The organism is Neisseria sp. P0006.S004 (assembly GCF_051963015.1).
Taxonomy (GTDB): Bacteria; Pseudomonadota; Gammaproteobacteria; order Burkholderiales; family Neisseriaceae; genus Neisseria.
Genome location: NZ_JBQCUS010000001.1, coordinates 580,230 through 605,375, shown reverse-complemented (window position 1 = coordinate 605,375; position 25,146 = coordinate 580,230). Strand labels below are relative to the sequence as shown.

At 49.4% G+C, this 25,146-nt stretch carries 21 protein-coding genes and 1 other RNA gene; 15 read left to right on the top strand and 7 right to left on the bottom strand.

Going from position 1 to position 25,146, the window contains the following annotated elements; genetic code table 11:
• Positions 1–275 precede the first annotated feature (275 nt).
• Both ACTHR2_RS02870 and ACTHR2_RS02865 read right to left on the bottom strand, forming a co-directional pair.
• Positions 276–536: a hypothetical protein gene (locus ACTHR2_RS02870; RefSeq protein WP_263336172.1), complete on the bottom strand. Its 261-nt coding sequence runs from the start codon at positions 534–536 to the stop codon at positions 276–278.
• Between the two features lie 9 nt (positions 537–545).
• Positions 546–2,174 carry an ABC-F family ATPase gene (locus ACTHR2_RS02865; RefSeq protein ID WP_070591311.1) on the bottom strand — a complete coding sequence of 543 codons (1,629 nt, stop codon included), beginning with the start codon at positions 2,172–2,174 and terminating at the stop codon, positions 546–548.
• Between the two features lie 185 nt (positions 2,175–2,359).
• Between ACTHR2_RS02865 and ACTHR2_RS02860 the strand changes: the two genes are divergently transcribed.
• The 5 genes from ACTHR2_RS02860 (at position 2,360) to ACTHR2_RS02840 (ending at position 6,028) form a co-directional block, all read left to right on the top strand.
• Entirely contained in the window at positions 2,360–2,554 is a 195-nt protein-coding gene (locus ACTHR2_RS02860; RefSeq protein ID WP_263336167.1) for a hypothetical protein, read from the top strand.
• A 12-nt stretch (positions 2,555–2,566) separates the two neighbouring features.
• A complete protein-coding gene (locus tag ACTHR2_RS02855) occupies positions 2,567–3,016 on the top strand; it encodes a DUF4124 domain-containing protein (RefSeq protein WP_263336164.1) in 450 nt (149 codons plus the stop codon).
• A 161-nt stretch (positions 3,017–3,177) separates the two neighbouring features.
• Positions 3,178–4,014 (top strand): sulfate ABC transporter permease subunit CysT, encoded by an 837-nt coding sequence (gene cysT, locus ACTHR2_RS02850; RefSeq protein WP_063069002.1) that lies wholly within the window; start codon positions 3,178–3,180, stop codon positions 4,012–4,014.
• Between the two features lie 83 nt (positions 4,015–4,097).
• Positions 4,098–4,958 carry a sulfate ABC transporter permease subunit CysW gene (gene cysW / locus ACTHR2_RS02845; RefSeq protein ID WP_036490816.1) on the top strand — a complete coding sequence of 287 codons (861 nt, stop codon included), beginning with the start codon at positions 4,098–4,100 and terminating at the stop codon, positions 4,956–4,958.
• Positions 4,955–6,028, top strand: coding sequence for a sulfate/molybdate ABC transporter ATP-binding protein (locus tag ACTHR2_RS02840; RefSeq protein WP_263336159.1), 1,074 nt, complete (start codon positions 4,955–4,957; stop codon positions 6,026–6,028). The genes cysW and ACTHR2_RS02840 overlap by 4 nt, the downstream gene beginning before the upstream one ends.
• A gap of 54 nt (positions 6,029–6,082) precedes the next feature.
• Here ACTHR2_RS02840 and ung read toward each other — a convergent pair whose 3' ends face one another.
• Positions 6,083–6,742: a uracil-DNA glycosylase gene (gene ung / locus ACTHR2_RS02835; RefSeq protein WP_440375329.1), complete on the bottom strand. Its 660-nt coding sequence runs from the start codon at positions 6,740–6,742 to the stop codon at positions 6,083–6,085.
• A 192-nt stretch (positions 6,743–6,934) separates the two neighbouring features.
• On the opposite strand from ung, the gene ACTHR2_RS02830 reads away from it, so the two are divergent.
• From ACTHR2_RS02830 to ACTHR2_RS02815, 4 genes are all read left to right on the top strand, one after another.
• Positions 6,935–8,197, top strand: a complete 1,263-nt coding sequence (locus ACTHR2_RS02830; protein WP_440375328.1) for a multifunctional CCA addition/repair protein — start codon at positions 6,935–6,937, stop codon at positions 8,195–8,197.
• On the top strand, positions 8,197–8,808 hold the full coding sequence (locus tag ACTHR2_RS02825) for a hypothetical protein (RefSeq protein ID WP_263336152.1): 612 nt from the start codon (positions 8,197–8,199) through the stop codon (positions 8,806–8,808). The genes ACTHR2_RS02830 and ACTHR2_RS02825 overlap by 1 nt, the downstream gene beginning before the upstream one ends.
• 63 nt (positions 8,809–8,871) lie before the next feature.
• On the top strand, positions 8,872–9,183 hold the full coding sequence (locus ACTHR2_RS02820; protein ID WP_263336149.1) for a hypothetical protein: 312 nt from the start codon (positions 8,872–8,874) through the stop codon (positions 9,181–9,183).
• 167 nt (positions 9,184–9,350) lie between these two features.
• The gene (locus tag ACTHR2_RS02815; protein WP_003679234.1) at positions 9,351–10,568 is read left to right on the top strand and encodes a uracil-xanthine permease family protein; all 1,218 of its coding nucleotides are present in this window, start codon (positions 9,351–9,353) and stop codon (positions 10,566–10,568) included.
• A 117-nt stretch (positions 10,569–10,685) separates the two neighbouring features.
• Here the strand turns inward: ACTHR2_RS02815 and ffs are convergent.
• An RNA gene (ffs, locus tag ACTHR2_RS02810) (signal recognition particle sRNA small type) lies at positions 10,686–10,782 on the bottom strand.
• Positions 10,783–11,042: 260 nt separating this feature from the next.
• Between ffs and ACTHR2_RS02805 the strand changes: the two genes are divergently transcribed.
• Positions 11,043–14,876: an FAD/FMN-binding oxidoreductase gene (locus tag ACTHR2_RS02805; protein WP_263336143.1), complete on the top strand. Its 3,834-nt coding sequence runs from the start codon at positions 11,043–11,045 to the stop codon at positions 14,874–14,876.
• Positions 14,877–15,058: 182 nt separating this feature from the next.
• On the opposite strand, the gene ACTHR2_RS02800 is transcribed toward ACTHR2_RS02805, so the two are convergent.
• Genes ACTHR2_RS02800 through ACTHR2_RS02790 form a run of 3 tightly spaced genes read right to left on the bottom strand, consistent with a single transcriptional unit; the run spans position 15,059 to position 17,987 of the window.
• Complete coding sequence (locus tag ACTHR2_RS02800) at positions 15,059–16,513, bottom strand: LutB/LldF family L-lactate oxidation iron-sulfur protein (protein ID WP_263336140.1); 1,455 nt, start codon at positions 16,511–16,513, stop codon at positions 15,059–15,061.
• Positions 16,510–17,211: a LutC/YkgG family protein gene (locus tag ACTHR2_RS02795; RefSeq protein ID WP_128581005.1), complete on the bottom strand. Its 702-nt coding sequence runs from the start codon at positions 17,209–17,211 to the stop codon at positions 16,510–16,512. Before ACTHR2_RS02795 ends, ACTHR2_RS02800 begins: the two co-directional genes overlap by 4 nt.
• On the bottom strand, positions 17,208–17,987 hold the full coding sequence (locus tag ACTHR2_RS02790; RefSeq protein WP_070647216.1) for a (Fe-S)-binding protein: 780 nt from the start codon (positions 17,985–17,987) through the stop codon (positions 17,208–17,210). Before ACTHR2_RS02790 ends, ACTHR2_RS02795 begins: the two co-directional genes overlap by 4 nt.
• Positions 17,988–18,654: 667 nt before the next feature.
• On the opposite strand from ACTHR2_RS02790, the gene ACTHR2_RS02785 reads away from it, so the two are divergent.
• The 5 genes from ACTHR2_RS02785 (at position 18,655) to ACTHR2_RS02765 (ending at position 25,119) form a co-directional block, all read left to right on the top strand.
• Complete coding sequence (locus ACTHR2_RS02785; RefSeq protein ID WP_440375327.1) at positions 18,655–20,565, top strand: alpha-amylase family protein; 1,911 nt, start codon at positions 18,655–18,657, stop codon at positions 20,563–20,565.
• A 155-nt stretch (positions 20,566–20,720) separates the two neighbouring features.
• A complete protein-coding gene (locus ACTHR2_RS02780) occupies positions 20,721–21,545 on the top strand; it encodes an amino acid ABC transporter substrate-binding protein (protein ID WP_049344811.1) in 825 nt (274 codons plus the stop codon).
• On the top strand, positions 21,535–22,251 hold the full coding sequence (locus ACTHR2_RS02775) for an amino acid ABC transporter permease (RefSeq protein WP_049336124.1): 717 nt from the start codon (positions 21,535–21,537) through the stop codon (positions 22,249–22,251). Before ACTHR2_RS02780 ends, ACTHR2_RS02775 begins: the two co-directional genes overlap by 11 nt.
• A gap of 9 nt (positions 22,252–22,260) precedes the next feature.
• Positions 22,261–23,028, top strand: a complete 768-nt coding sequence (locus ACTHR2_RS02770; protein WP_004520600.1) for an amino acid ABC transporter ATP-binding protein — start codon at positions 22,261–22,263, stop codon at positions 23,026–23,028.
• Positions 23,029–23,199: 171 nt separating this feature from the next.
• Entirely contained in the window at positions 23,200–25,119 is a 1,920-nt protein-coding gene (locus tag ACTHR2_RS02765) for an ATP-binding cassette domain-containing protein (RefSeq protein WP_263336122.1), read from the top strand.
• Positions 25,120–25,146 lie beyond the last annotated feature (27 nt).

Sequence of the window (25,146 nt, the reverse complement as noted above, 5' to 3'; positions counted from 1 at the left end):
TATTGTATTTTTAAATTAATCTCCGATATAAGCTCCTATTGGTCATAAAATTAGCATAAAAGTTCAGTAATCTATTATTAAGTTTGATTGCCGTCTGAAAACACAACGGTTTTCAGACGGCATTTCAATACCTTAATGGCTTATCAGTATGAGCGTAAACTAAGCCTTTTTCTCCAGATAGCTTTCTTAATCGCCCGTTTTATGTCCACCTTTGTCATCTAATCTGATAAATTATGTGCGCGTTAACTTATATTTAGACTACCTAACACCTTGATTTACTGCGACTTATCCTTCTGCCATGCTTGGTATGAACAAATGGCTAAAAACAGGCAGACAATCCAAATTATGCCCAAGAAGCCCCAAACACCAGTTGCACCGAACTCGTTAAATAACCAAGCAACTGCTCGGCCTTTACGAGAAGCATGTTCGGTATCGACAACATTTACAGTGTCTCCAAGCGTAATGTACCAGCCTAGCACTGGCAATACGATTAGTGCAAACAGATTTTGTAGTAGTTTTTTAAGATGTGCATTCATATTGTTTCCTTACAAAACTCCTTTTTTCTCCAGATAGCTTTCGTAATCGCCCAAGTAGTGTTCATATCCGCCTTTGCCATCCAATTCGATGATTTGGGTAGCCAATGAAGATACAAACTGACGGTCATGTGATACGAAAATCAGCGTGCCGTTGTATTTTTCCAGCGCCATGTTCAAGGATTCAATGCTTTCCATGTCCATGTGGTTGGTCGGTTCGTCCATGACCAAGACATTGGGTTTCAACAGCAACAGTTTGCCGTAAAGCATACGGCCTTTTTCGCCACCGGAGAGAACCTTCACTTTTTTCACGACATCGTTGCTGCCGAAGAGCAAGCGGCCCAAAGTGCCGCGAATGACTTGTTCGTCATCGCCTTCCTGACCCCATTGGCGCATCCATTCGCTCAGGTCCATATCGACGTCGAAGTCGTTTTCATGGTCTTGCGGATAGTAGCCGACACTGGCTTTTTCCGCCCATTTGATGGTGCCTTCGTCCGGCAACAGGCCGTCTGAATATTCGGGGTTGTATGCGCCGGCCAAGAGTTTCAGCAAGGTAGATTTACCTGCGCCGTTCGGGCCGATGATGGCAAGGCGTTGGCCTGCTTCAAGGATGAAGTTCAGGTTTTTAAACAACTGGGTTTCAAAACGTTTAGCCAGTTTTTCAACTTCCACCGCCTGACGGTGCAACTTGGCTTTTTCGTCGGCTTCAAAACGAATATACGGGTTTTGACGGGTAGAAGGTTTGACTTCGACCATCTCCGATTTGATTTTGTCGGCCTGTTTCAGACGGCTGGTTGCCTGACGGGCTTTGGATTTGTTGGCGGAGAAGCGGGCAACGAACTCTTGCAGCTCTTGCAGTTTCTCTTTGGCTTTGGCGTTGTCTTTCAGGGCGCGCTCACGCGATTGGGCGGAAGCGAGCATATAGTCGTCGTAGTTGCCCGGATAAATGGTGATGGTGTTGTAGTCCAAATCCGCCATGTGGGTGCAGACTTCGTTCAAAAAGTGACGGTCGTGCGAGATGATGATCATGGTGGAGTCGTATTGGTTCAATACACCTTCCAACCAGCGGATGGTATTAATATCCAAGTTATTGGTCGGTTCGTCCAAGAGCAATACATCTGGTTTGGAGAACAGTGCTTGCGCCAGCAATACGCGCAATTTGAAGCCCGGGGCGACTTCTGCCATGGTCGCATTGTGCAAATCTTCGGAAATGCCCACGCCGCTCAACAATTCGGCAGCGCGCGCTTCGGCGGTGTAGCCGTCGTATTCGGCGAACTTGGCTTCCAGTTCGGCGGCTTTCATGTAGTCGTCTTCGGTGGCTTCGGGATTGGCGTAAATTGCATCACGCTCGGTCATCGCCGCCCACATTTCGGTGTGCCCCATCATCACCACGTCCAGCACGCGCATGTCTTCGTAGGCAAATTGGTCTTGGCGCAATTTACCCAAACGCACGCCGTTTTCAATCGCTACTTCGCCGGCAGTCTGTTCCAAATCGCCGCCAAGGATTTTCATGAAGGTGGATTTGCCTGAGCCGTTGGCGCCGATCAAGCCGTAACGGTTGCCTTCGCCGAATTTGACGGATACGTTTTCAAACAGCGGCTTTGCGCCGAACTGCATGGTGATGCCGTTGGTAGAAATCATTATTCGTAAAACCTTTATAAATAGAATGTTATAATCGGACGCGATTGTAGCATATTTTTGCAAAGACCTCAGGATTGAGGCCATGGCAAATGTGCCCAATTTCGATACAAGATGAAAATAGGCAGCGCTTCACACAAAAATGCGTTGTAGGCAGCATTTCAGGCCGTCTGAAACGGAGAAACGATATGGAAACGCACAAAATCTATTACGCCGTGATTATTTTAGTATGTGCCGCTTCCATGCTGCTCAGCCCGTTTTTCTATATCCGCCGCACGCGCTCGGGCGCCGAATTGCGGCGCGCACCCAGACAGTGGAAATCCATCCTATTCGCCAACGTCATCATGATTGCGGCTTTGTTTGTTTGGTGGAAATGGTTTTAAGGAAAAATAAAAATGAACAAAATTTGGATCAGCACATTACTGCTCGCGTTGACAACTGCGGTTTCCGCCGCGCCTATTTTTGAATGTACCGATTCTGCCGGCCGCAAAATCTATACCCAAGCCGGCGGCAAAAACTGCAAAGCCAGCAATATCGGCAAACCGTCCGTATATACTTCTGCGCCTGTTTCAACACCGGCAACGCCGATTTCCCCTAGCAAAACCGAGCAGGCGGAAGAAGCTGTCGCCCCGGTCAATCCGGCTGATGTCGGCGCGGCCAAGCGTGCTTTAGATACCGCCAAGAAAAATTTGGAAGAAGGCAAAAAAGTGCGTTATGGCAATGAACGCAACTATGCCCGCTATCTCGAACGGATCAACGGTTTGGAAAAAGCCGTCCGCTCGGCTCAGGAAAACCATGACGCGGCGCAACACCAGCCTGCATCTCAAGATCCTGTTGCCTATTGATTACTTACCGCACCAGCAAGGCCGTCTGAAATTTGATATTCAGACGGCCTTTTCAGCTTTTCAATATAACAAAATCGTCTTTATACCAAACAAAGCATTCTTTCCAGTTTTCAGACGGCCTTGTTAAAGTAAGCGTGTATTAAATTCTGACGGTTGCCATTATGTTGTTACTCAAAACGCCTTCTGTATTGCCGGGTTTCAAGCTCAGCCTGGGTTTGACGGTTTTGTGCCTGTCGCTTTTGGTGGTTTTGCCGTTTGCGATGATGGCGGCCAAAGCGGCGGAAATCGGCTGGAGCGGATTTTGGAACACGATTACCGAACCCAATGTCTTGGCGGCCGTCTGGCTGAGCTTGCGGATGTCGTTTTATGCGATGTTGACCAATATCGTGTTCGGCACGCTGGTTGCCTGGGTATTGGTGCGCTATGAATTTCCAGGCAAAGGATTAGTAAACGCTTTGGTCGATTTGCCGTTTGCACTACCGACGGCGGTAACAGGCATTGCGTTGGCAACCCTATACGCCCCCAATGGCTGGATAGGCCGTTTTTTCGAGCCTTTGGGCATCAAAATCGCCTTTACGCCCATCGGCATTTGGATTGCGCTGATTGTCGTCAGCCTGCCCTTTATCGTCCGCGCCGTGCAGCCGGTATTGGAAGAATTGTCGGGCGAGTATGAAGAAGCGGCGGCGACTTTAGGCGCAAGCCGTTGGACTACGTTCCGCCGCGTCCTCTTGCCTGAAATCACGCCGGCCCTGTTGACCGGCGCAGGCATGATGTTTGCCCGCTCTACCGGCGAATACGGATCGGTCATTTTTATCGCGGGCAATATTCCAATGGTGTCTGAAATTCTGCCCTTGATTATTACCGGCAAACTGGAGCAATACGATGCTCAGGGCGCGTCAGCCGTTGCTCTGTTTATGCTGATGATTTCGTTTGTCATCCTGCTGATTTTAAACATTATGCAATGGACTTTGAGCCGCCGCGCCGGAGCGAGGGTTTAACAAACAACAGGCCGTCTGAAACATCAAGCAACATTTTTCAGACGGCCTAAACGGATACAAGAATAAATAGAGACTACCCTACCATGAAAACCCATTCCACTAATCCAAACTTGAGCGAACCGCGTTGGCTGCGCGTATTGCTGACTGCTACCGCCTTGGGCTTTCTGCTGCTGATGCTGGTCGTGCCTTTGGTTGCCGTATTCTACGAGGCCTTAAAAGGCGGTTGGGATTTATACCTGCAGTCCTTGACCGATCCCGAAGCTTGGTCTGCCATCAAATTAACGCTGATTACCGCGCTGATTGTCGTTCCCGTCAATGCCGTCTTGGGCGTGGCGATGGCGTGGCTGCTGACCCGTTTTGACTTCCGCGGCAAGCAGTTGCTGACTACCCTGCTCGATTTGCCGTTTTCCGTATCGCCCGTGGTGGCCGGTTTGATGTTCGTCTTATTGTTCGGCGCGCACACGGCATTGGGCGGCTGGCTCGAAGCGCAAGGCATACAGATTATCTTCGCCATCCCCGGCATTATTTTGGCGACACTGTTCGTTACCTTTCCCTTTGTCGCGCGCGAAATCATTCCGCTGATGCAGGCGCAGGGCGACAGCGAAGAACAGGCTGCCTTGATACTCGGCGCAAACGGCTGGCAGATGTTTTGGCGCGTTACCCTGCCCAACATCAAATGGGCGTTGCTCTACGGAATCATCCTCACCAACGCCCGCGCGATGGGCGAATTCGGCGCGGTCAGCGTGGTATCGGGGCACATTCGCGGCGAAACCAACACCATCCCGCTTTTGGTCGAAATCTTCTACAACGAATACAACTTTACCGGCGCATTCGCCCTCTCCGGCGTATTGGCACTTTTAGCCTTGGCCACCTTGCTGGTGCAAAACATCATCACCAAATTACAAGATAAAAAACTCGCCGCCGCCGAAAGGAACGCAGCATGAGCATCACCATCCAAAACTTAAATAAACACTTCGGAGCGTTCCACGCGCTGAAAAACATCAACCTCAACGTCCCCACCGGCAAACTCGTTTCCCTGCTCGGCCCTTCCGGCTGCGGCAAAACCACGCTCCTGCGCATCATCGCCGGATTGGAAAACGCCGACGGCGGCCAAATTCTCTTTGACGGCCAAGACGTAACCGCCAAGCATGTGCGCGAACGCAAAGTCGGCTTCGTGTTCCAACACTACGCCCTTTTCCGCCATATGAACGTGTTTGACAACGTCGCTTTCGGTTTGACCGTATTGCCCAAGTCCGAACGCCCGTCCAAAGAACAAATCCGCGCCAAAGTCGAAGAACTGCTCAAACTCGTGCAGCTCTCCCACCTCGCCAAATCCTATCCGCACCAGCTCTCCGGCGGCCAACGCCAACGCATCGCCCTTGCCCGTGCTCTCGCCGTCGAACCCAAACTCCTGCTCCTGGACGAACCCTTTGGCGCGCTGGATGCCAAAGTGCGCAAAGAATTGCGCACTTGGCTGCGTGACATCCATCACAACTTGGGCGTGACCAGTATTTTAGTAACTCACGACCAAGAAGAAGCCCTCGAAGTTTCCGACGAAATTGTCGTCATGAACCACGGCAAAATCGAACAAACCGGCAGCGCCGAAGTCATTTACCGCAAACCCGAAAACGCCTTCGTTACCGAGTTTCTCGGCGAAACCGACGCATTTGAAGGACGCATCGAAAAAGGCATCTGGCATTACCACGGCTTCGCGTGGAAATTGGATGCACACTACAAATGGCAGGAACAAACCGCTATCGGCTACATCCGTCCGCACGAATGGCAGCTAGCCGCCGAACATGAAACACCGATGATCCGCGCCGAAATCGAAAAAATCCACGCCGTCGGCGCATTAACGCATATTGTGGTAAAACACGACAAACAGGACGTGCACATCACGCTGGCAGGTAGCGATGCCGCGCGTTACCAAATCGCCGAAGGCAAAGAATTGAATCTGATTCCGAAACAGGTTTATGTCTTCTCTCAAAACGAGCTGATTGAATATTCGATCTGAAACTAAATCATAAGGCCGTCTGAAAATCAGCTTTCAGACGGCCTTTTATCTTATTTAAACCTGCCAATCAATCGGCTCTAAACCATGTGCCTGCAAATAAGCGTTTGCCTGCGAAAAATGTTTGCAGCCGAAAAAGCCGCGATATGCCGATAAAGGGGAAGGATGCGGCGCGGTCAGCACCAAATGGCGGTTGCGGTCGATAAACGCGCCTTTCTTCTGCGCATGGCTGCCCCACAGCATAAAGACTAAATGCTCGCGTTCCTTATCCAATTGACGGATGACTTCATCGGTAAACGCCTCCCAGCCGAAGGTCGCATGAGAATGCGCCGCACCGGCACGAACAGTCAATACCGTGTTCAACAGCAACACGCCCTGTTCCGCCCAATGCTGCAAATAGCCGTGTTGCGGAATCTGAAAACCTTCAATATCCGTCGCCAACTCTTTATAAATATTGACCAGTGACGGCGGCACCGCAATTTCAGGTTGCACGGAAAACGCCAAACCATGCGCCTGACCTGCACCGTGATACGGGTCTTGCCCCAAAATCACTACCTTTACATTTCCGAATTCAGTCGTCCGAAAGGCATTGAATACATCGCGCTCGGACGGATAAACGGTTATCCCCGTATGCCTTTCATGGCGCACCTTCTCCAAAATCGTTTGGAAATACGCCTTTTCTTTTTCTGCACCAATTGCCTCATGCCAAGTTTGCATTATTCACCGCTCCGTATTTGAATGGACTTATTATAAAGGATATGCCGCATAATGATATGGTTTGTTGTCGCCGCCGGACTGAAGATTATCGACAGCAACAAGCCTAAAGCGTCATAATAGTGTTCTGACTCAGGCCGTCTGAAAACCCAATACGGCTTTTCAGACGGCCTTTTTATATCGTTCGATTTTTATATGAATACACAAACCATCAAAACCTATCTTGTCGGCGGCGCCGTCCGCGACCATCTGTTAGGCCTGCCCGTCAAAGACCGCGATTGGGTAGTCATCGGTGCAGATGCGCAAACCATGTTGGCTAAAGGCTATCAACCTGTCGGCAAGGATTTCCCTGTCTTTCTCCATCCGGACAGCCACGAAGAATACGCCCTCGCCCGTACCGAGCGCAAAACCGCCAAAGGCTATGCCGGATTCAGCTTTCATGCCGATAAAGACGTTACGCTGGAACAAGACCTAATGCGTCGCGACCTGACCATCAATGCCATGGCTCAGGATTCAGACGGCACGATCATCGATCCCTTTGGCGGACAACAAGACTTAGCGGACGGCATCCTGCGCCACGTTTCGCCTGCCTTTGCCGAAGATCCCGTGCGGATTTTGCGTATCGCCCGTTTTGCCGCGCGTTATGGGTTTCAAATTGCCGATGAAACCATGTTGCTGATGCGGCAAATGATAGAAAACGGCGAAGCGGATGCCTTGGTTGCCGAACGCGTCTGGCAGGAATTGGCCAAAGGCTTGATGGAGAAAAACCCGCGCAAAATGATTGAAGTTTTGCGCGAATGCGGCGCGCTCAAAGTCTTGCTGCCCGAACTTGACGCCCTTTTCGGCGTACCGCAACGCGCCGACTATCATCCCGAAATCGACAGCGGTATCCATACGCTGATGGTTGTACAACTAGCCGCCGAAATGAATCTGTCCCTTGCCGAACGCTATGCCGCCCTATTGCACGACTTGGGCAAGGCAAAAACACCGGCCGATATCCTGCCGAAACACTACGAACACGACATCAATGGTGTCGAACCCGTCCGCGAAGTCAATCAACGCCTGCGCGCGCCCAAACACTGCGCCGAGCTTGCCGAACTCGTCTGCCGCTGGCACATCATGCTCCACCAAGTCGGGCAGTTCAAAAGCAAAACCATTTTGAAGGTTTTGAAAAAAACCGATGCCTTCCGCCGCCCCGAACGTTTTCAGACGGCCTTAAACGTCTGCGTGGCCGACAAACAAGGCCGTCTGAACCTTGAAGACACCCCCTATCCGCAACGCGAACACTGGCTGGCTTTACTTGAAGCTGCCAACCAAGTAGATGCAGGCAAAATCGCCGCCGAGTGCTACGCACAAGGAAAAGCGCACCTTATCGCCGAACAAATTGATCATGCCCGCTTAGCGCAAATTACACCGCTGCAAAAAGCATATCAGGCAGACAAAGTAGGAGGATATTGATGACATCTTCACGTTATAAAATTGAACAAACACCTAGCAAAATTACCTTGTCAGCAAAAATTATACGTAACCGACTCAAACTTCTATTAACTTGCAGAGACCTTGTAATCGTACTATTGATATTAGCAAACATTCCAAATTTAAACTTTGAATCAGCATTTAATATCATACTCCTCATATTTTTGGGTCTGCTTTCTTTCCAATGTATTTATGACTTACTGTGGCAACTTTTTGGACAAGAACATATTCATGTTCAAAATGGAATACTTTCACACCAGTTCGCGCTGTTTGGATTGGGAAAAGGTAAAAAATTTTCACTCGTAGAAATAGCGCAATGGCAGCCACATGAGAACCATGCAAATACTAAAAACACTAAAATAACACTGCGTAACTATTTGAGCCAGAGAAGGAATACATCCACCATCTCCAGCCCCTTACGACAACCAAATAGTAAACAAGGTGCATGGTCATTTGTTTATCATGAGGAAACCATATATATCGGAGAATTTTTTTATAGCGACGATTACCAAGCAATTAACTCAATATTAAATAGCCTAATGCCAAAAAAAGCCAAAACAGAGGCACTTTCCGAACCAGAACACGGCCTTTAAAACAGCCACCACGATATCTGCTATAATCCGCAACTTAACCACCTTATTTCAACAATAAAAATCATGACTATCCAGACCGATTTACTTCACGAAAAAATCAGCAATGAAGATTATCAACGCCTCATTGTCAAACACAGCGAATCTTTCAGCGACGGCGAAATCTGCCTATTGAATGAGATTTTGGAAAAATTTGAATTTGATGTCATACAGGAACAAGCATTGGCGCAAGCTGTGATGCAGCAGGTGCGCTTCGATCCAAACGACTACCATATCGACAGCGACGATGAAGACACAACCGGTATCTGTCCGCACTGCATCAATCCGCCCATGCCACCCCTGCGCGATTATCTGGTTTGGCGCGAAACACGCGGCTGAAAATTTTCCTAATCGATTTTGATAAGTTATTAACCATTCACTATCAAACAAGGCCGTCTGAACAGGTGTCATCGTTACATTTGTTCAGACGGCCTTTTGTAAATAAATGTTCATGACTAGGATAAATCAGTATAATCTGCGCCGTTTGAATTTTCTTCGGAGCTTTTATGAACCAGCTTAAAACGGCGGTAGCCGGTGCGCAGATTTTGTTTGTCGCATTCGGTGCCATGGTGCTTGTGCCGCTTCTGACGGGACTGAACCCGGCTTTGGCATTATTAGGCGCAGGCTTAGGCACCTTGTTGTTCCAATTGGTTACCAAACGTAAAGTGCCGATTTTCCTCGGTTCTTCTTTTGCCTTTATTGCACCGATTATCTACTCCATCGGCGAATGGGGTCTGCCTTCTACCATGTTCGGTCTGTTTGCGGCAGGTTTCATGTACTTTGTCTTTGCCGCGTTGATCAGATGGCGCGGTCTGGATGCGGTACACAAGCTGTTGCCACCCGTGGTTATCGGTCCGGTGATTATGGTAATCGGTTTGTCCGTGGCCGCTGCAGCCAGCAGCATGGCCATGGGTCAGGCAGATGGAAAACAGGTCATCGACTATATCGACTCGCTGATTCTCTCCGGCTTTACCTTTGCGGTAACCGTCATTGTTTCTGTCTTCGGCAGCAAAATGATGAAGCTGATTCCGATTTTGATCGGCGTGGCTTCCGGCTATGTGTTGGCTTTGATCATGGGCTTGGTCGATACCAGCGCCATCATCAACGCTCCTTGGTTTGCCGTCCCTCATTTTGAAACGCCCCAAGTTAACTGGCAGGCTGCCTTGTTTATGTTGCCTGTTGCCATCGCCCCGGCCATCGAACACATCGGCGGCATTATGGCCATCGGTAATGTGACCGGAAAAAACTACACTAAAGACCCGGGCTTGGACAAAACCCTCGCCGGCGACGGCTTGGGCGTGTGCGTGGCCGGTTTGATCGGCGGCCCGCCTGTAACCACTTACGGCGAAGTAACCGGCGCGGTGATGATTACCAAAAACAGCAACCCCGTTATCATGACTTGGGCGGCAATTTTTGCGATTTTCATGGCATTTTTCGGTAAGTTCAACGCGTTTTTGGCTTCGATTCCTATGCCGGTTATGGGCGGCATTATGTTGCTGCTGTTCGGTACAATCGCCTCTTTGGGCATCAAAACATTGATTGATGCGAAAGTCGATTTGATGCAGCCGAAAAATCTGGTTATCGTCAGCTCCGTATTGACGACCGGTATCGGCGGCATGATTATCAAAGTAGGTACTTTGAGCTTCGCCGGTGTAGGTTTGTGCGCCGTATTGGCCATTATCCTGAACTGCGTTTTGCCCAATACAAAATCAGAAGAAGCATAAATAGCTGGTTCATAAACTCAAAGGTCGTCTGAAAATGAGATTTCAGACGACCTTTTTATTACGCTTTATACAATGAAAAATGCCGGAGACTTAACCATCTCCGGCATTTTTGAATAAGGTGGCGAGCCGAACCCCCGGCACTGGCTCATCAGAGTGGGCTGCTGGCTTCCGCCCCTGACCCGGTGTTCCGAATTACCATGCGGGGAGACCCGCCATAGAAGAAACGCATTATAGCGGTTTTATAGAAAAACTCAAGCGATAAAATCTCTCAGGCCGTCTGAAAACCATTTACACGACAAGATTGTAAACAATATTACCTAGTTGCAAATCATTCCCATTGAAATGTTTATTGTCTTTTCCGTTGAAAAATATCGAAAATTACACTACATTAACACTTTACGCCATCAAGAAGAAATTGCATTTTTCAGACGGCCTTTAATATAAAAACATTACATCCATCAACGGAACACGAGCATGACCACGACTACTGCCCCTCAGCGTATTCGAGAAATTCCCTATAACTATACTTCTTATACCGACCGCGAAATCGTCATCCGACTGTTGGGCGACGAAGCGTGGCAAATCCTGCAAGACCTGCGCGGTCAGCGTAAGACAGGACGTTCGGCGCGAATGTTGTTTGAAGTGTTGGGCGATATTTGGGTGGTCGTGCGCAATCCGTATCTGGTCGATGACTTGCTGGAGCACCCGAAACGCCGCGCCGCGTTGGTACGCGAAATGCGCCACCGCTTAAATGAAATCCGCAAACGCCGCGACGATAATCGGCAAGTGGATGTCTTGGTTGCCGCAGCAGAAAAAGCAGTCGAGCGTTTTGATAGTAGTTTTGATGAAACCAGCCAAAAACGCCATCAAATTTTGGATCGCTTAAGCAAAATTACCAAGCCGCACAATATTATGTTTGACGGCTTGGCTCGCGTAACGCACGTTACCGATGCAACCGACTGGCGCGTGGAGTATCCTTTTGTCGTCGTCAATCCTGATACCGAGGCAGAGATCGCGCCTTTGGTGCGCGCCTTAATCGAGTTGGACTTGGTCATCATCCCGCGCGGCGGCGGTACAGGTTATACCGGCGGCGCAGTACCTTTGGATGCAAACAGCGCAGTCATCAATACCGAAAAACTCGACAAACATCGCGGCGTGGAAGACGTTGAGCTGGCAGGCTTGGACGGCAGACATCCGATTATCCATTGCGGTGCAGGCGTAGTAACACGCCGGGTAGAAGAAACCGCGCATCAGGCGGGTTTGGTGTTCGCCGTCGATCCGACTTCCGCCGATGCGTCTTGCGTGGGCGGTAATGTGGCGATGAATGCAGGTGGCAAAAAGGCCGTACTGTGGGGTACTGCCTTGGACAACCTCGCCTACTGGAACATGGTTAACCCTCAAGGCGAATGGTTACGTATCGAACGCGTGCGCCACAATTTCGGCAAAATCCACGATGAAGAAATTGCCGTGTTTGACGTACATACGCTGGATTCAGACGGCCGCAATATCGTCAATACCAAACGTTTGGAAATACCCGGCCACAAATTCCGCAAAGTCGGTTTGGGCAAAGACGTTACCGACAAATTCTTGAGCGGTCTGCCCGGAGTGCAAAAAGAAGGCACAGACGGCATCATCACCAGCGTCGCCTTCGTATTGCATAAAATGCCGAAATACACGCGCACCGTGTGTATGGAGTTTTTCGGCACGGTTGCCACCGCCACGCCTTCTATCGTTGAAATCCGCGACTTCCTGCTCGCCCACGACAGCGTGCGGCTGGCGGGTTTGGAACATTTAGACTGGCGTTACGTCCGTGCCGTCGGTTATGCCACCAAAGCAGCAGGCAAAGGCCGGCCTAAAATGGTCTTGCTGGCAGACGTGGTTTCCGACGATGAAGCCGCCGTAGAGGCAGCCGCCGAACACATCTGCGAACTCGCCCGCGCCCGCGACGGCGAAGGCTTTATCGCCATATCTCCCGAAGCCCGCAAAACCTTCTGGCTTGACCGCAGCCGCACCGCCGCCATAGCCAAACACACCAACGCCTTTAAAATCAATGAAGACGTGGTAATCCCACTCGAAAGACTCGGTGAGTATTCAGACGGCATCGAGCGCATCAACATTGAGCTTTCCATCCAAAACAAACTCAAACTCTGTGCCGCCTTGGAGCAATATCTGTCCGGCAAACTCCCCATCGACAAAATGGGAACAGACCTGCCAACCGCCGAACTGTTGGGCGAACGCGGCAAACACGCCCTGGCCCACGTTTCCGCTGTCAAAGCGCGTTGGGAATGGTTGCTTGCTAACTTAGACGCACCACTTGCCGACTATAAAGTCCACTATGGCGCAGCCGTCCACGCCGCGCCCGAAGCCAAAGACAATGAAAGCTGCTTTATTGCCTTCCGCGATTTCCACCTGCGCGTGTCTGTCAAAGCAGACGTAATGAAGCCACTTTCTGAAATCTTCAGCGGCAAAACCGACACCAAAATCATCGAAGGCTTGGGCAAAATCCACGCCAAAACCGTACGCAGCCGCGTCTTTGTCGCCCTGCATATGCACGCCGGCGACGGTAACGTTCACACCAATATTCCGGTTAACTCAGACGATGCCGAAATGCTTCAGACGGCCTATCGTTCGGTCGAACGCATTATGAAAATCGCCCGTTCGCTCGGCGGCGTAATTTCCGGCGAACACGGCATCGGCATTACCAAGCTCGAATTTTTGACCGATGAAGATTTGCAACCGTTTTGGAACTACAAAAACCAAGTCGATCCCAAACACACCTTCAACCGTCACAAACTGATGAAAGGCTCGGACCTGCGCAACGCCTATACGCCGTCTTTCGAGCTTTTGGGGGCGGAATCTCTGATTATGGAAAAATCAGACCTCGGCACCATCGCCGATTCCGTCAAAGACTGTCTGCGCTGCGGCAAATGCAAACCTGTTTGCTCTACTCACGTTCCGCGTGCCAACCTGCTGTATAGCCCACGCAACAAAATCCTCGGCGTAGGATTGCTGACCGAAGCCTTCTTATATGAAGAACAAACCCGTCGCGGCGTTTCCGTCAAACATTTTGAAGAACTGATGGACATCGGCGACCACTGCACCGTGTGCCACCGCTGCGTTAAACCTTGCCCTGTCAACATCGACTTCGGCAACGTTACCGTAGCCATTCGCAACTACCTTGCCGATTCCGGCCACAAACGCTTTGCGCCTGCGGCTTCAATGGGCATGGCATTTTTGAACGCAACAGGCCCGAAAACCATCAAAGCCCTTCGCGCCGCCATGATACAGACCGGCTTCCCAGCGCAAAACTTTGCATACAAAATCGGCAAGCTTCTTCCGATCGGCACTAAAAAGCAAAAAGCTGAACCGAAAGCCACCGTCGGTACCGCCTCAATCAAAGAACAGGTTATCCATTTCATCAACCGTCCTTTACCGAAAAGCGTGCCAGCCAAAACTCCGCGCTCCATGCTGGGCATCGAAGATGACAAGAGTATTCCTATCATCCGCAATCCGGCCGCGCCCGAAGATGCCGAAGCCGTGTTCTACTTCCCAGGTTGCGGCTCTGAGCGTCTGTTCAGCCAAATCGGACTTGCCGTTCAAGCCATGCTCTGGCATGTCGGTGTACAAACCGTCCTGCCGCCGGGCTATATGTGTTGCGGCTATCCGCAAGACGCTGGCGGCAATAAGGCTAAAGCCGAAGAAATGAGCACCAACAACCGCGTGGCTTTCCACCGTATGGCGAACACCCTCAACTACCTCGACATTAAAACCGTCGTCGTCAGTTGCGGTACCTGCTATGACCAACTGGAAAAATACCGTTTTGAGGAAATCTTCCCAGGCTGCCGTATCATCGACATCCACGAATATCTGCTTGAAAAAGGGGTGCAGCTAAACGGAGTGCAAGGTCAGCAGTACCTCTACCACGACCCTTGCCATACCCCGATTAAAACCATGAACGCCACCCAAATGGCCAGCAGCCTGATGGGACAGAAAGTCGTCTTAAGCGACCGCTGCTGCGGCGAGTCCGGTATGTTTGCCGTCAAACGACCCGACATTGCCACTCAGATCAAGTTCCGCAAACAAGAGGAAATTGAGAAAAACCTCAAAGAGCTGCCGCAGGGCGAACCCGTCAAAATGCTCACCTCCTGCCCAGCCTGCCTGCAAGGCTTGAGCCGCTACGCCGACGACAACAATATGCCTGCAGACTACATCGTCATCGAAATGGCAAAACACATCCTCGGTGAAAACTGGCTGGATGAGTTTGTGAAAAAAGCCAATAACGGCGGTATAGAAAAAGTATTACTCTAAGGACTTAGACAAAAACTTTTGGATGTAATAAAGGCCGTCTGAAAATCTTTCAGACGGCCTTTTTATTCAAAAGAATCAAAATACAATAATCAAATACCTTTACAAATAGCGATGCTACACCAGCAGTATTTAATAAAAAATAAAACCTGAGGCTTTTATCTCCCAGGTTTTATTTTCAAGTCTTATGCTTTTTCTTGCTGACGTTTTCTTTCTGCCATCATTTCATGCAATGTTTGCTTGGCAGGTTTCATCGGAACATGGTTATTAGTCCAGCTTAACTGCTTGCTTGGCGTCAATGCACGGAATTTGGTAGTAGCCCAGCCGAATGCTCGATAAGCTTTACTGCCGCTGAAAATACCGTTAAACGTACGCCATGCCATTTGTTCACCGAAAGTATGCGATGCACCTTGACCACGGATAGGATGTGGAACGGTTTCTGTTGGCGAACGTTGTGCTTCAACACGCAGGCGTTGCATTTGTTCGGTAATCGGAATGCGTACCGGACAAACTTCAACGCAGGCGCCACACATGGTACACGCAGTCGGCAGATCGCGTGTCGCATCCAAACCTAACAAATGCGGAGAGATAATCTCGCCAATCGGGCCGGGATAAGTCGTACCGTAAGCCGCGCCACCGATACGGGTATAAACCGGACAGTGGTTCATACACGCACCGCAACGGATACATTGCAAGGTACGGCGCATTTGATCTTCTGCATAAGCTTGGCTACGGCCGTTATCAAGCAGTACCAAGTGCATTTCTTGAGGGCCGTCCAGCTCTTCGCTACGGCGAGGGCCGGTAATCATATTGAAATAAGTAGTAATGTTCTGACCAATGGCGGAGCGTGGCAACAGGCTGTACAAAGGTGGAACATCCGACAGCTTCGCAACCACTTTTTCAATACCGGTAATGGCAATGTGCACAGGCGGTACAGTGGTACTCAAGCGGCCGTTGCCTTCGTTTTCGACCAGACACAAAGTGCCCGTTTCAGCAACGGCAAAGTTCACACCGCTCAAACCGACATCGGCAGTGCTGTAAATATCGCGCAATGCTTTACGCGCAAATCCGGTCAGCTGGTCTACGTCGTCTGTTAATGGAGTGCCGAGGTTTTGATGGAAAAGCTCGCTAACCTGCTCTTTGGTTTTATGAATGGCAGGCATCACGATATGGGTTGGTTTCTCGCCGGCCATTTGAACGATAAACTCGCCCAAGTCGCTCTCAATCGCTTTGATGCCTTGATCTTGCAGATAATGGTTCAGCTCAATCTCTTCGCTGACCATAGATTTGCCTTTCACCATCAGCTTACCGTTTTTATCGGTAATGATGTTGTGAATGATTTGGCAGGCTTCGGCAGGAGTTTCCGCCCAGTGAACTTTAACACCCAACTTGGTCAGATTTTCTTCCAATTGTTCCAACAATGCAGGCAATTTGGACAACGAACGTTGACGGACATGTTCACACAAATCACGCAGGCTTTGCAACTCTTCTTCATCTGTCAAAACGGCTTTGCGCTTGGTCATCAGCATATCCATCGCTGTACGTAAGCTTTTACGCAGAGGCTTGTCTTGCAAAGAAATCGCGGCGTTTTGCTTGAATGTTTCCGGCTTCATATGGAATTTAATGGTTTGGGAACTCATGCTTTTTCCTCCAAATCGGCAGGGGAAATGTGATCAGGCAGAACGGCCAAAACCACCAAATCGCGCGGGCCGTGTGCACCATAGGCCAAAGTCAATTGAATATCGGCAGTCTTAGACGGGCCGGAAATCAAAATAACGTTGGTAGGCATGCCTTTTTCTACCAGTTTTTCGCCTTCAACAGCATTATGGAATTCGTTGTACATCTTGCTGGTGTCAAACAGGCAGAAATGCACAGGCGGAACCAAACTCAGGCTGCGCGGCTCAACAGGGCTGGACTCCAGCATAATCGTACCGGTACGGGCAATACCGCATTTAGAGCCGCTAAAACCAGCCTCAATATCGGTAAAGAATTCGTTTTTCCAGTCGTCGATTTTTCGCTCAAAACCACACGCTTCAATATTAGTATCGGCCAAAGCTGCACGGGCCAGCTGACCATGTTCTGTTTCCAATGGAAGCAGAATGTTTTTCAAGCCTTTGCCTTCGGCGGCTTGACGGAATACTTGCGGCCAGTTGGATTTGGTAACCCAATAGATTTCAGTTTTGACGGCACGCATGGCAGCCGCCCAATGTTTCAAGCGTTCGACATCGTTTGCCCAAGAAACACCCATTTCACGGTAATAATCGAAAACCGGCGGTTCTTCCATCGGCAAGGCATCGGCTTTTTTCAATTTCGCTAAAATATTTTCGCGCGCACTCATGCTTTACCTCCGGTACGTTCCAACAGGAAAGATGCAATATGTTTCGGACGTGGCATATTGGGTTCGTCTTTGGCAATTTTGCCGCCGATATTCATCATGCAGCCGCAATCCGCGCTGATGATTTCAGTTGCGCCTGTTTCTTTCAGTGCTGCAACTTTGTCGGTTACCATCGCGCCGGAAATATCAGCCTGTTTCACAGAGAATGTACCGCCAAAACCGCAGCATTCACTTTCATGGTCATGAACGATACGTTCAACATTTTCCATACCGTCAATCAGCTGCCAGCCTGACACATGGACATTCATCTCACGACGCGCCGCGCAGGAAGTATGAACGGCTACTTTAACCGGCTCGCCTTTATCTTCAGGTTTGTAACCAATCGCCAGCAGGAAGTGGGTAAATTCAATGATACGATTGGCGCAATCAATGGCTTTTTGTTCGTACTCGGTACCTTTAAACAAAGTCGGCCAGTGGTGTTTCATCATGCCGCCGCAAGAACCGGAAGGCACGACAATCGGCCAATTTTCAGGGAATAAATCCAGTTGCGCTTTGGCAACATCAAAGGCTTCTTTAGGATGACCTGACGAATAGGCCGGTTGACCGCAGCAGCTTTGCTCCATCGGATAATGGATACGGATGCCCTGTTGTTCGATTAAAGTGATGGCATCCATGCCTGCTTCCGGCATGAAAAGGTCGAGAACGCAAGTACCGAAGAAATAAGCATCGGTTGGCTTGCTGTCGAATACAGTGATTTGTGGTGGTTTGATTGCGCTCATTTTTTTGGAACGGGACAGCCCGTTTTCTTGTGTAAAAATAAGATGGGTACTTTAAGTAATTGCTTGTAATGGGTCAAGTCTAATTTTAAAAAATAATATTAAAAAAGCATGACAAACCAGACAGACACCTTTCCCTTATTAGCTTGATAATCTACATAATAACCACTATCAATAAGAAAACTGATGGATTTATTTTTTAATGAATGAAACTCATACATTCTCTCTCTATTTGAAACAGAATAACTGCCTCTTTCTAGAATGTTGATTTACATCAGAAGTCATGAATTTAATCACTATGACATATTTTTAGACAAAACAAGCAACCCGCTATGCTGTACATATGTTTCAAACGGCCATATTGGGATAACAAGATATCTAAGATAATAAAAATAAAAGTTTTTCTCACAAGACTCAGGTCGTCTGAAAGATAAGTTCGTCAAAAGGCCGCTTTCCATATGCTCAACCTTACTTTTAATCAAAATCAAACACTTGAAAAATCATCCTTCTTAACCTTGAAAACTCTATGCACACTCAAGCACTTCCAGTATCATTGAGACAGTCTCTTGACGCAAAATTACAGTCTTAGCCGCCCACAATCGGCATGGATTTGTAAAAGAAGTGAAACCAAGCTTCAAAACAATTTCACCTTAATTTCGGAGTAGGCATTATGTTGACCCAGACTCAACAGGTTGATTTGACCTTGCATCACCTTAAAGAACGCACCCTATCGATTTATACCCCCGAACAGCGTGCAAGCATCGAGACATCTGAAGACTGGAAACAGTTTGACAGACGACTTGAGGAACACTTCCCAAAACTGATGCACGAGCTGGACAACGTATACAACAACAACGAAGCCGTCCTCCCTATGCTGGAGCAACTGATTGCCCAAGCATGGCAAAGCTATTCCCAACGCAACGCATCTTTAAAAGATATTGATATCGCGCGAGAAAACGATCCTGACTGGATTTTGTCCAACAAACAGGTTGGCGGCGTGTGCTACGTCGATTTGTTCGCAGGCGATCTGCAAGGGTTGAAAGCCAAAATCCCTTATTTCCAAGAATTGGGCCTGACCTATCTACACCTGATGCCCCTGTTTAAATGCCCTGAAGGCAAAAGCGACGGCGGCTATGCGGTCAGCAGCTACCGCGATGTCAATCCAGCACTGGGTACAATAGACGACTTGCGCGATGTCATTGCCGCCTTGCACGAAGCAGGCATTTCCGCCGTTGTCGATTTCATCTTCAACCACACTTCCAACGAACACGAATGGGCAAAACGCTGCGCTGCCGGCGATCCACTCTACGACAACTTCTACTATATTTTCCCTGACCGCTGGATGCCCGACCAATACGACCGCACCCTGCGTGAAATCTTCCCCGACCAACATCCGGGCGGTTTCTCGCAATTGGAAGACGGCCGCTGGGTATGGACAACGTTCAATTCCTTCCAATGGGACTTGAATTACAGTAATCCTTGGGTATTCCGCGCTATGGCAGGCGAAATGATGTTCCTTGCCAATTTGGGCGTTGATATTCTGCGCATGGATGCCGTTGCCTTTATTTGGAAGCAAATGGGCACAAGCTGCGAAAACCTGCCTCAGGCACACGCTCTGATTCGTGCGTTTAACTCCGTAATGCGTATTGCCGCCCCGGCCGTGTTCTTCAAATCCGAAGCCATCGTCCATCCTGACCAAGTTGTCCAATACATCAGCCAAGATGAATGCCAAATCGGCTACAACCCTCTACAAATGGCATTGTTGTGGAACACGCTTGCCACGCGCGAAGTTAACCTACTCCATCAGGCACTGACCTACCACCACAACCTGCCCGACCACACTGCATGGGTTAACTACGTCCGCAGCCATGACGACATCGGCTGGACATTTGCCGATGAGGACGCATGGCAGTTCGGCATCCACGGCTACGACCACCGACAATTCCTCAACCGTTTCTTCGTCAACCATTTTGATGGCAGCTTCGCGCGCGGCGTCCCCTTCCAATACAACCCCAACACTGGCGACTGCCGTGTCAGCGGTACAGCCGCAGCATTGGTCGGTTTGGCTCAAAATGACCCGTATGCCGTTGACCGCATCAAACTTTTGTACAGCATCGCCCTGAGTACCGGCGGTCTGCCGCTGATTTACTTGGGCGACGAAGTCGGTACGCTCAATGATGACGACTGGTCGCAAGACAGTAATAAGAGCGACGACAGCCGCTGGGCACACCGTCCTCGTTATAATGAGGAGTTGTACAACCAACGCCATGACAGCTCGACCACTGCCGGTCAAATCTTCCAAGGTTTGCGCCATATGATTGCCATCCGCCAAAACAATCCGCGCTTTGACGGCGGCAAGTTGGTTACCTTCAATACCAACAACAAACACATCATCGGCTATATGCGCAACAACGCGCTGTTGGCATTCGGCAACTTCAGCGAACATCCGCAAACCATCAGCGCGCATACGCTGCAAGCCATGCCGTTTAAAGCGCACGATTTGATCAGCGGTCAAACCGTTTCCCTGAATCAGGATTTGGTACTGCAACCCTATCAAGTCATGTGGCTTGAAATTGCATAAGCCGAAATTTTGATACACCACTCAAGGCCGTCTGAACAAATCAGCGTTCAGACGGCCTTTTAAGAAACTAAGATGTATTTTGTATTTTGGGCAGTTTCGCTTAGAATGCATGCTTTAATACCAGATGACACACTAAAAATCAGGAGTAAAAATCCATGTTGAAAAAATTCGTACTCGGCACCATCGCTGCAGTAGTTTTGGCTGCCTGTGGCGGCGAAGGCAGCAACTCAGCTTCTTCTGCACCGGCCCAATCCAGCGCGGCCTCCGGCTCACTGATTGAGCGTATCAACAACAAAGGTACCATCACTGTCGGCACAGAGGGCACTTACGCACCCTTCACCTACCACGACAAAGACGGCAAATTGACCGGCTACGATGTCGAAGTTACCCGCGCCGTTGCCGACAAACTGGGCGTAAAAGTCGAATTTAAAGAAACACAATGGGACTCCATGATGGCAGGTTTGAAAGCCGGCCGTTTCGACGTGGTTGCCAACCAAGTCGGCCTGACCAGCCCTGAACGTCAAGCAACTTTTGACAAATCCGAGCCTTACAGCTGGAGCGGTGCTGTTTTAGTCGCGCGTAAAGACAGCAATATCAAATCCATCGACGACATCAAAGGCGTAAAAACCGCACAATCCCTGACCAGCAACTATGGCGAAAAAGCCAAAGCAGCAGGAGCTGAACTCGTACCGGTGGATGGCTTGGCGCAATCTCTGACCCTGATTGAACAAAAACGTGCCGACGCAACCCTGAACGACGAATTGGCGGTATTGGACTACCTGAAGAAAAACCCAAATGCCGGCGTACAAATCGTTTGGTCTGCCCCTGCTGACGAAAAAGTCGGCTCAGGCCTGATTGTCAATAAAGGCAATGATGAAGCATTGGCTAAATTCAGTACTGCCATGACTGAGCTGAAAGCCGACGGCACGCTGAAAAAACTGGGCGAACAATTCTTCGGAAAAGACATCAGTGTTAAATAATTTCCTTGCTTCTCTGCCGTTTATGACGGAAACACGCGCTGATATGCTCATCAGCGCGTTTTGGCCCATGGTTAAAGCCGGCTTCGCAGTGTCTTTGCCTTTGGCGATCGCTTCTTTCGTTATCGGCATGATTATTGCCGTAGCCGTTGCTTTGGTAAGAATCATGCCCTCCGGTGGCATTTTCCAAAAATGCTTGCTGAAGCTGGTGGAATTTTATATTTCCGTCATTCGCGGTACGCCGCTTTTGGTACAGTTGGTCATCGTATTCTACGGTTTACCTTCCGTCGGCATCTATATCGACCCGATTCCTGCCGCCATCATCGGCTTCTCGCTCAATGTTGGCGCATACGCTTCCGAAACCATACGCGCGGCAATTTTGTCCGTACCTAAAGGCCAATGGGAAGCAGGTTTCTCCATCGGCATGACCTATATGCAGACTTTCCGCCGCATTGTCGCGCCACAGGCATTCCGCGTTGCCGTACCGCCTTTAAGCAACGAGTTTATCGGCTTGTTCAAAAACACCTCGCTTGCCGCAGTGGTAACGGTAACCGAGCTTTTCCGTGTTGCCCAAGAGACAGCAAACCGTACTTATGACTTTTTACCCGTTTATATCGAAGCCGCATTGGTTTATTGGTGTTTCTGCAAAGTGCTGTTTCTGATTCAGGCGCGTTTGGAAAAACGTTTCGACCGCTATGTTGCCAAATAAGGAGTTGTCATGATTAAAATCCGCAATATCCATAAGACCTTTGGCGAAAATACCATTTTGCGCGGCATCGATTTGGATGTCGGCAAAGGACAAGTGGTTGTCATCTTAGGCCCTTCCGGCTCAGGCAAAACCACGTTTTTACGCTGTTTAAATGCTTTGGAAATGCCAGAACAAGGTCAGATCGAGTTTGACAATGCGCAGCCGTTAAGCATCGATTTTTCCAAAAAACCAAGCAAACACGATATTTTGGCACTGCGCCGCAAGTCCGGCATGGTGTTCCAACAATACAATCTCTTTCCGCACAAAACTGCGTTGGAAAACGTTATGGAAGGGCCGGTTGCCGTACAAGGCAAGCCTGTCGCCAAAGCGCGTGAAGAGGCTGTCAAATTGCTTAAAAAAGTCGGTTTGGGCGATAAGATTGACCTCTACCCCTACCAGCTTTCCGGCGGTCAACAGCAGCGCGTCGGCATTGCCCGAGCATTGGCAATTCAGCCTGAATTGATGCTGTTTGACGAACCGACTTCCGCGCTTGACCCTGAATTGGTGCAAGATGTTTTGGATACCATGAAGGAGTTGGCACAAGAAGGCTGGACCATGGTTGTCGTTACGCATGAAATCAAATTTGCCTTGGAAGTGGCAACCACCGTCGTCGTGATGGATGGCGGCGTTATTGTCGAACAAGGCAGCCCGCAAGATTTGTTCAATCATCCCAAACATGAGCGGACACAAAAATTCCTGCGCCAAATCCGTGCGGACAATGCCGATCTTCAAATTTAATTGAAACGACAGACAATTTGAAAGCATTTCCGACTGTCATTTCATAAAGGCCGTCTGAATAAGTGAAATAGAAATCGTTGATTTCGTTTTCATACTTGTTCAGACGGCCTTTTATATATCTTTTCAGGTAAAATAACGCCTTTCGTTTTACTTACCCCCTTGCCTGCCATCATGATAGAAATTAAAAAACTCACCTTACAACGCGGTTTGAAAGTCCTGCTCGATAAAGCCGATGCCGTAATCAACCCCGGCCAACGCGTTGGTTTAATCGGTAAAAACGGTACGGGAAAATCCAGCCTGTTTGCGCTGATAAAAGGTGAAATCACGCAAGATGGCGGCGAAATCCTGATTCCCAAAACATGGCGTCTGGCTTCCGTCTCTCAAGAAACGCCCGATTTAGATATTTCCGCTTTAGACTACGTTTTGCAAGGTGATGCCGAATTGCAGGCTTTTCAGACGGCCTTGGCTCAAGCAGAAGCGCAAAACGACGGCATGAAGCAAGCCGAATATCACGCCAAACTTGAAGAAATCGATGCCTATACCGCGCCGGCACGCGCTGCCAAGCTGCTTAACGGCTTAGGTTTTGCGCAAGAAGAACATACGCGCCCCGTCAAATCCTTTTCCGGTGGCTGGCGTATGCGCCTCAACCTCGCCCAAGCGCTGATTTGTCGTGCAGATTTGCTGCTTTTGGACGAACCGACCAACCACTTGGATTTAGAAACCGTATTGTGGCTGGAAAACCATCTCGCTTCCCTACCCTGTACGCAAATCATCATCTCCCATGACCGCGACTTCTTGAATGCCACCACAACGCACACCATCGAGCTGTCGCAACAAAAACTGACCCAATACGGCGGCAATTACGATTTCTACCAAGCCGAACGCGCCCAACGTCTGGCGCAACAACAAGCCGCCTACGTCAAACAGCAGGCACAAATCAAACATCTGCAATCCTTTATCGACCGTTTCAAAGCCAAAGCCACAAAGGCCGTACAAGCCCAAAGCCGCATGAAGGCATTAGCCAAACTCGAGCGCATCGCCCCTGCGCATTTGGATAGCGAATTTTCCTTTGAGTTTGCCAATCCGACCCACCTGCCCAATCCATTATTGAAACTCGACCATGCCGATTTGGGCTATGGCGACAATATCGTTTTGCACGATATCACCTTGTCTCTGGAAAGCGGCGCACGTTACGGCCTGCTGGGCGTTAACGGTAGCGGTAAATCCACATTTATCAAAGCATTGGCAGGAAAAATCGATTTACTTTCCGGCAATATCGTCCGCTCCGAAAAGCTCAATATCGGCTATTTTGCCCAACATCAACTGGATACCTTACGCGCCGACCAAAGTCCGGTTTGGCATATCCAGCAGCTTTCGCCCGAAGTCCGCGAACAGGAAATCCGTAACTTTTTAGGCGGTTTCAACTTTGTCGGCGATATGGCGGTTCAAAAGACCGAGCCGTTCTCCGGTGGGGAAAAAGCGCGGCTCGCCCTTGCCATGATTATCTGGCAAAAACCTAATCTGCTGCTGCTTGACGAACCGACCAACCACCTAGACTTGGATATGCGCCACGCCCTGACACTTGCCCTGCAAAGTTTCCAAGGCGCATTGATTGTCGTTTCGCACGACCGCAGCCTGCTTGAAGCGACTACCGATAGCTTCCTATTGATTGATAAAGGCCGTCTAAACAACTTCGACGGCGATTTGAACGACTACCGTCAATGGCGATTGGCACAAGAAAACGCCGCAGCAGCCCCCGCCGCTTCTGCACAAAGCCAAAGCCGTAAGGATACCAAGCGCATAGAAGCACAAATCCGTCAGGAAAAAGCCAAACGCAGCAAACCGATTCAGCAGAAGATCGACAAAGCCGAAAAAGAAATCGCACAATTGACTGATATTCAGACGGCCTGTGAAGCATTTTTGGCACAAGAATCTGCTTATTCAGAAGAAAATAAACCCAAATTGCAAGAGACACTCGCACAATTAACAGAAACTAAAGTAAAATTAACGCAACTGGAAGAAAACTGGCTGCAATGGCAGGAAGAGCTTGAGCAAATCCAAGTTGATGTCGAAGCCGAGTTTTCCCAATAAAAATAGAGCCATCAGGCCGTCTGAAAT

What these genes read in the sequence shown, in the direction of transcription:
- ACTHR2_RS02870 (WP_263336172.1), bottom strand. Translation starts at nt 536, where the DNA reads ATGAATGCACATCTTAAAAAACTACTACAAAATCTGTTTGCACTAATC.
- ACTHR2_RS02865 (WP_070591311.1), bottom strand. Translation starts at nt 2,174, where the DNA reads ATGATTTCTACCAACGGCATCACCATGCAGTTCGGCGCAAAGCCGCTG.
- ACTHR2_RS02860 (WP_263336167.1), top strand. Translation starts at nt 2,360, where the DNA reads ATGGAAACGCACAAAATCTATTACGCCGTGATTATTTTAGTATGTGCC.
- ACTHR2_RS02855 (WP_263336164.1), top strand. Translation starts at nt 2,567, where the DNA reads ATGAACAAAATTTGGATCAGCACATTACTGCTCGCGTTGACAACTGCG.
- cysT (WP_063069002.1), top strand. Translation starts at nt 3,178, where the DNA reads ATGTTGTTACTCAAAACGCCTTCTGTATTGCCGGGTTTCAAGCTCAGC.
- cysW (WP_036490816.1), top strand. Translation starts at nt 4,098, where the DNA reads ATGAAAACCCATTCCACTAATCCAAACTTGAGCGAACCGCGTTGGCTG.
- ACTHR2_RS02840 (WP_263336159.1), top strand. Translation starts at nt 4,955, where the DNA reads ATGAGCATCACCATCCAAAACTTAAATAAACACTTCGGAGCGTTCCAC.
- ung (WP_440375329.1), bottom strand. Translation starts at nt 6,742, where the DNA reads ATGCAAACTTGGCATGAGGCAATTGGTGCAGAAAAAGAAAAGGCGTAT.
- ACTHR2_RS02830 (WP_440375328.1), top strand. Translation starts at nt 6,935, where the DNA reads ATGAATACACAAACCATCAAAACCTATCTTGTCGGCGGCGCCGTCCGC.
- ACTHR2_RS02825 (WP_263336152.1), top strand. Translation starts at nt 8,197, where the DNA reads ATGACATCTTCACGTTATAAAATTGAACAAACACCTAGCAAAATTACC.
- ACTHR2_RS02820 (WP_263336149.1), top strand. Translation starts at nt 8,872, where the DNA reads ATGACTATCCAGACCGATTTACTTCACGAAAAAATCAGCAATGAAGAT.
- ACTHR2_RS02815 (WP_003679234.1), top strand. Translation starts at nt 9,351, where the DNA reads ATGAACCAGCTTAAAACGGCGGTAGCCGGTGCGCAGATTTTGTTTGTC.
- ACTHR2_RS02805 (WP_263336143.1), top strand. Translation starts at nt 11,043, where the DNA reads ATGACCACGACTACTGCCCCTCAGCGTATTCGAGAAATTCCCTATAAC.
- ACTHR2_RS02800 (WP_263336140.1), bottom strand. Translation starts at nt 16,513, where the DNA reads ATGAGTTCCCAAACCATTAAATTCCATATGAAGCCGGAAACATTCAAG.
- ACTHR2_RS02795 (WP_128581005.1), bottom strand. Translation starts at nt 17,211, where the DNA reads ATGAGTGCGCGCGAAAATATTTTAGCGAAATTGAAAAAAGCCGATGCC.
- ACTHR2_RS02790 (WP_070647216.1), bottom strand. Translation starts at nt 17,987, where the DNA reads ATGAGCGCAATCAAACCACCACAAATCACTGTATTCGACAGCAAGCCA.
- ACTHR2_RS02785 (WP_440375327.1), top strand. Translation starts at nt 18,655, where the DNA reads ATGTTGACCCAGACTCAACAGGTTGATTTGACCTTGCATCACCTTAAA.
- ACTHR2_RS02780 (WP_049344811.1), top strand. Translation starts at nt 20,721, where the DNA reads ATGTTGAAAAAATTCGTACTCGGCACCATCGCTGCAGTAGTTTTGGCT.
- ACTHR2_RS02770 (WP_004520600.1), top strand. Translation starts at nt 22,261, where the DNA reads ATGATTAAAATCCGCAATATCCATAAGACCTTTGGCGAAAATACCATT.
- ACTHR2_RS02765 (WP_263336122.1), top strand. Translation starts at nt 23,200, where the DNA reads ATGATAGAAATTAAAAAACTCACCTTACAACGCGGTTTGAAAGTCCTG.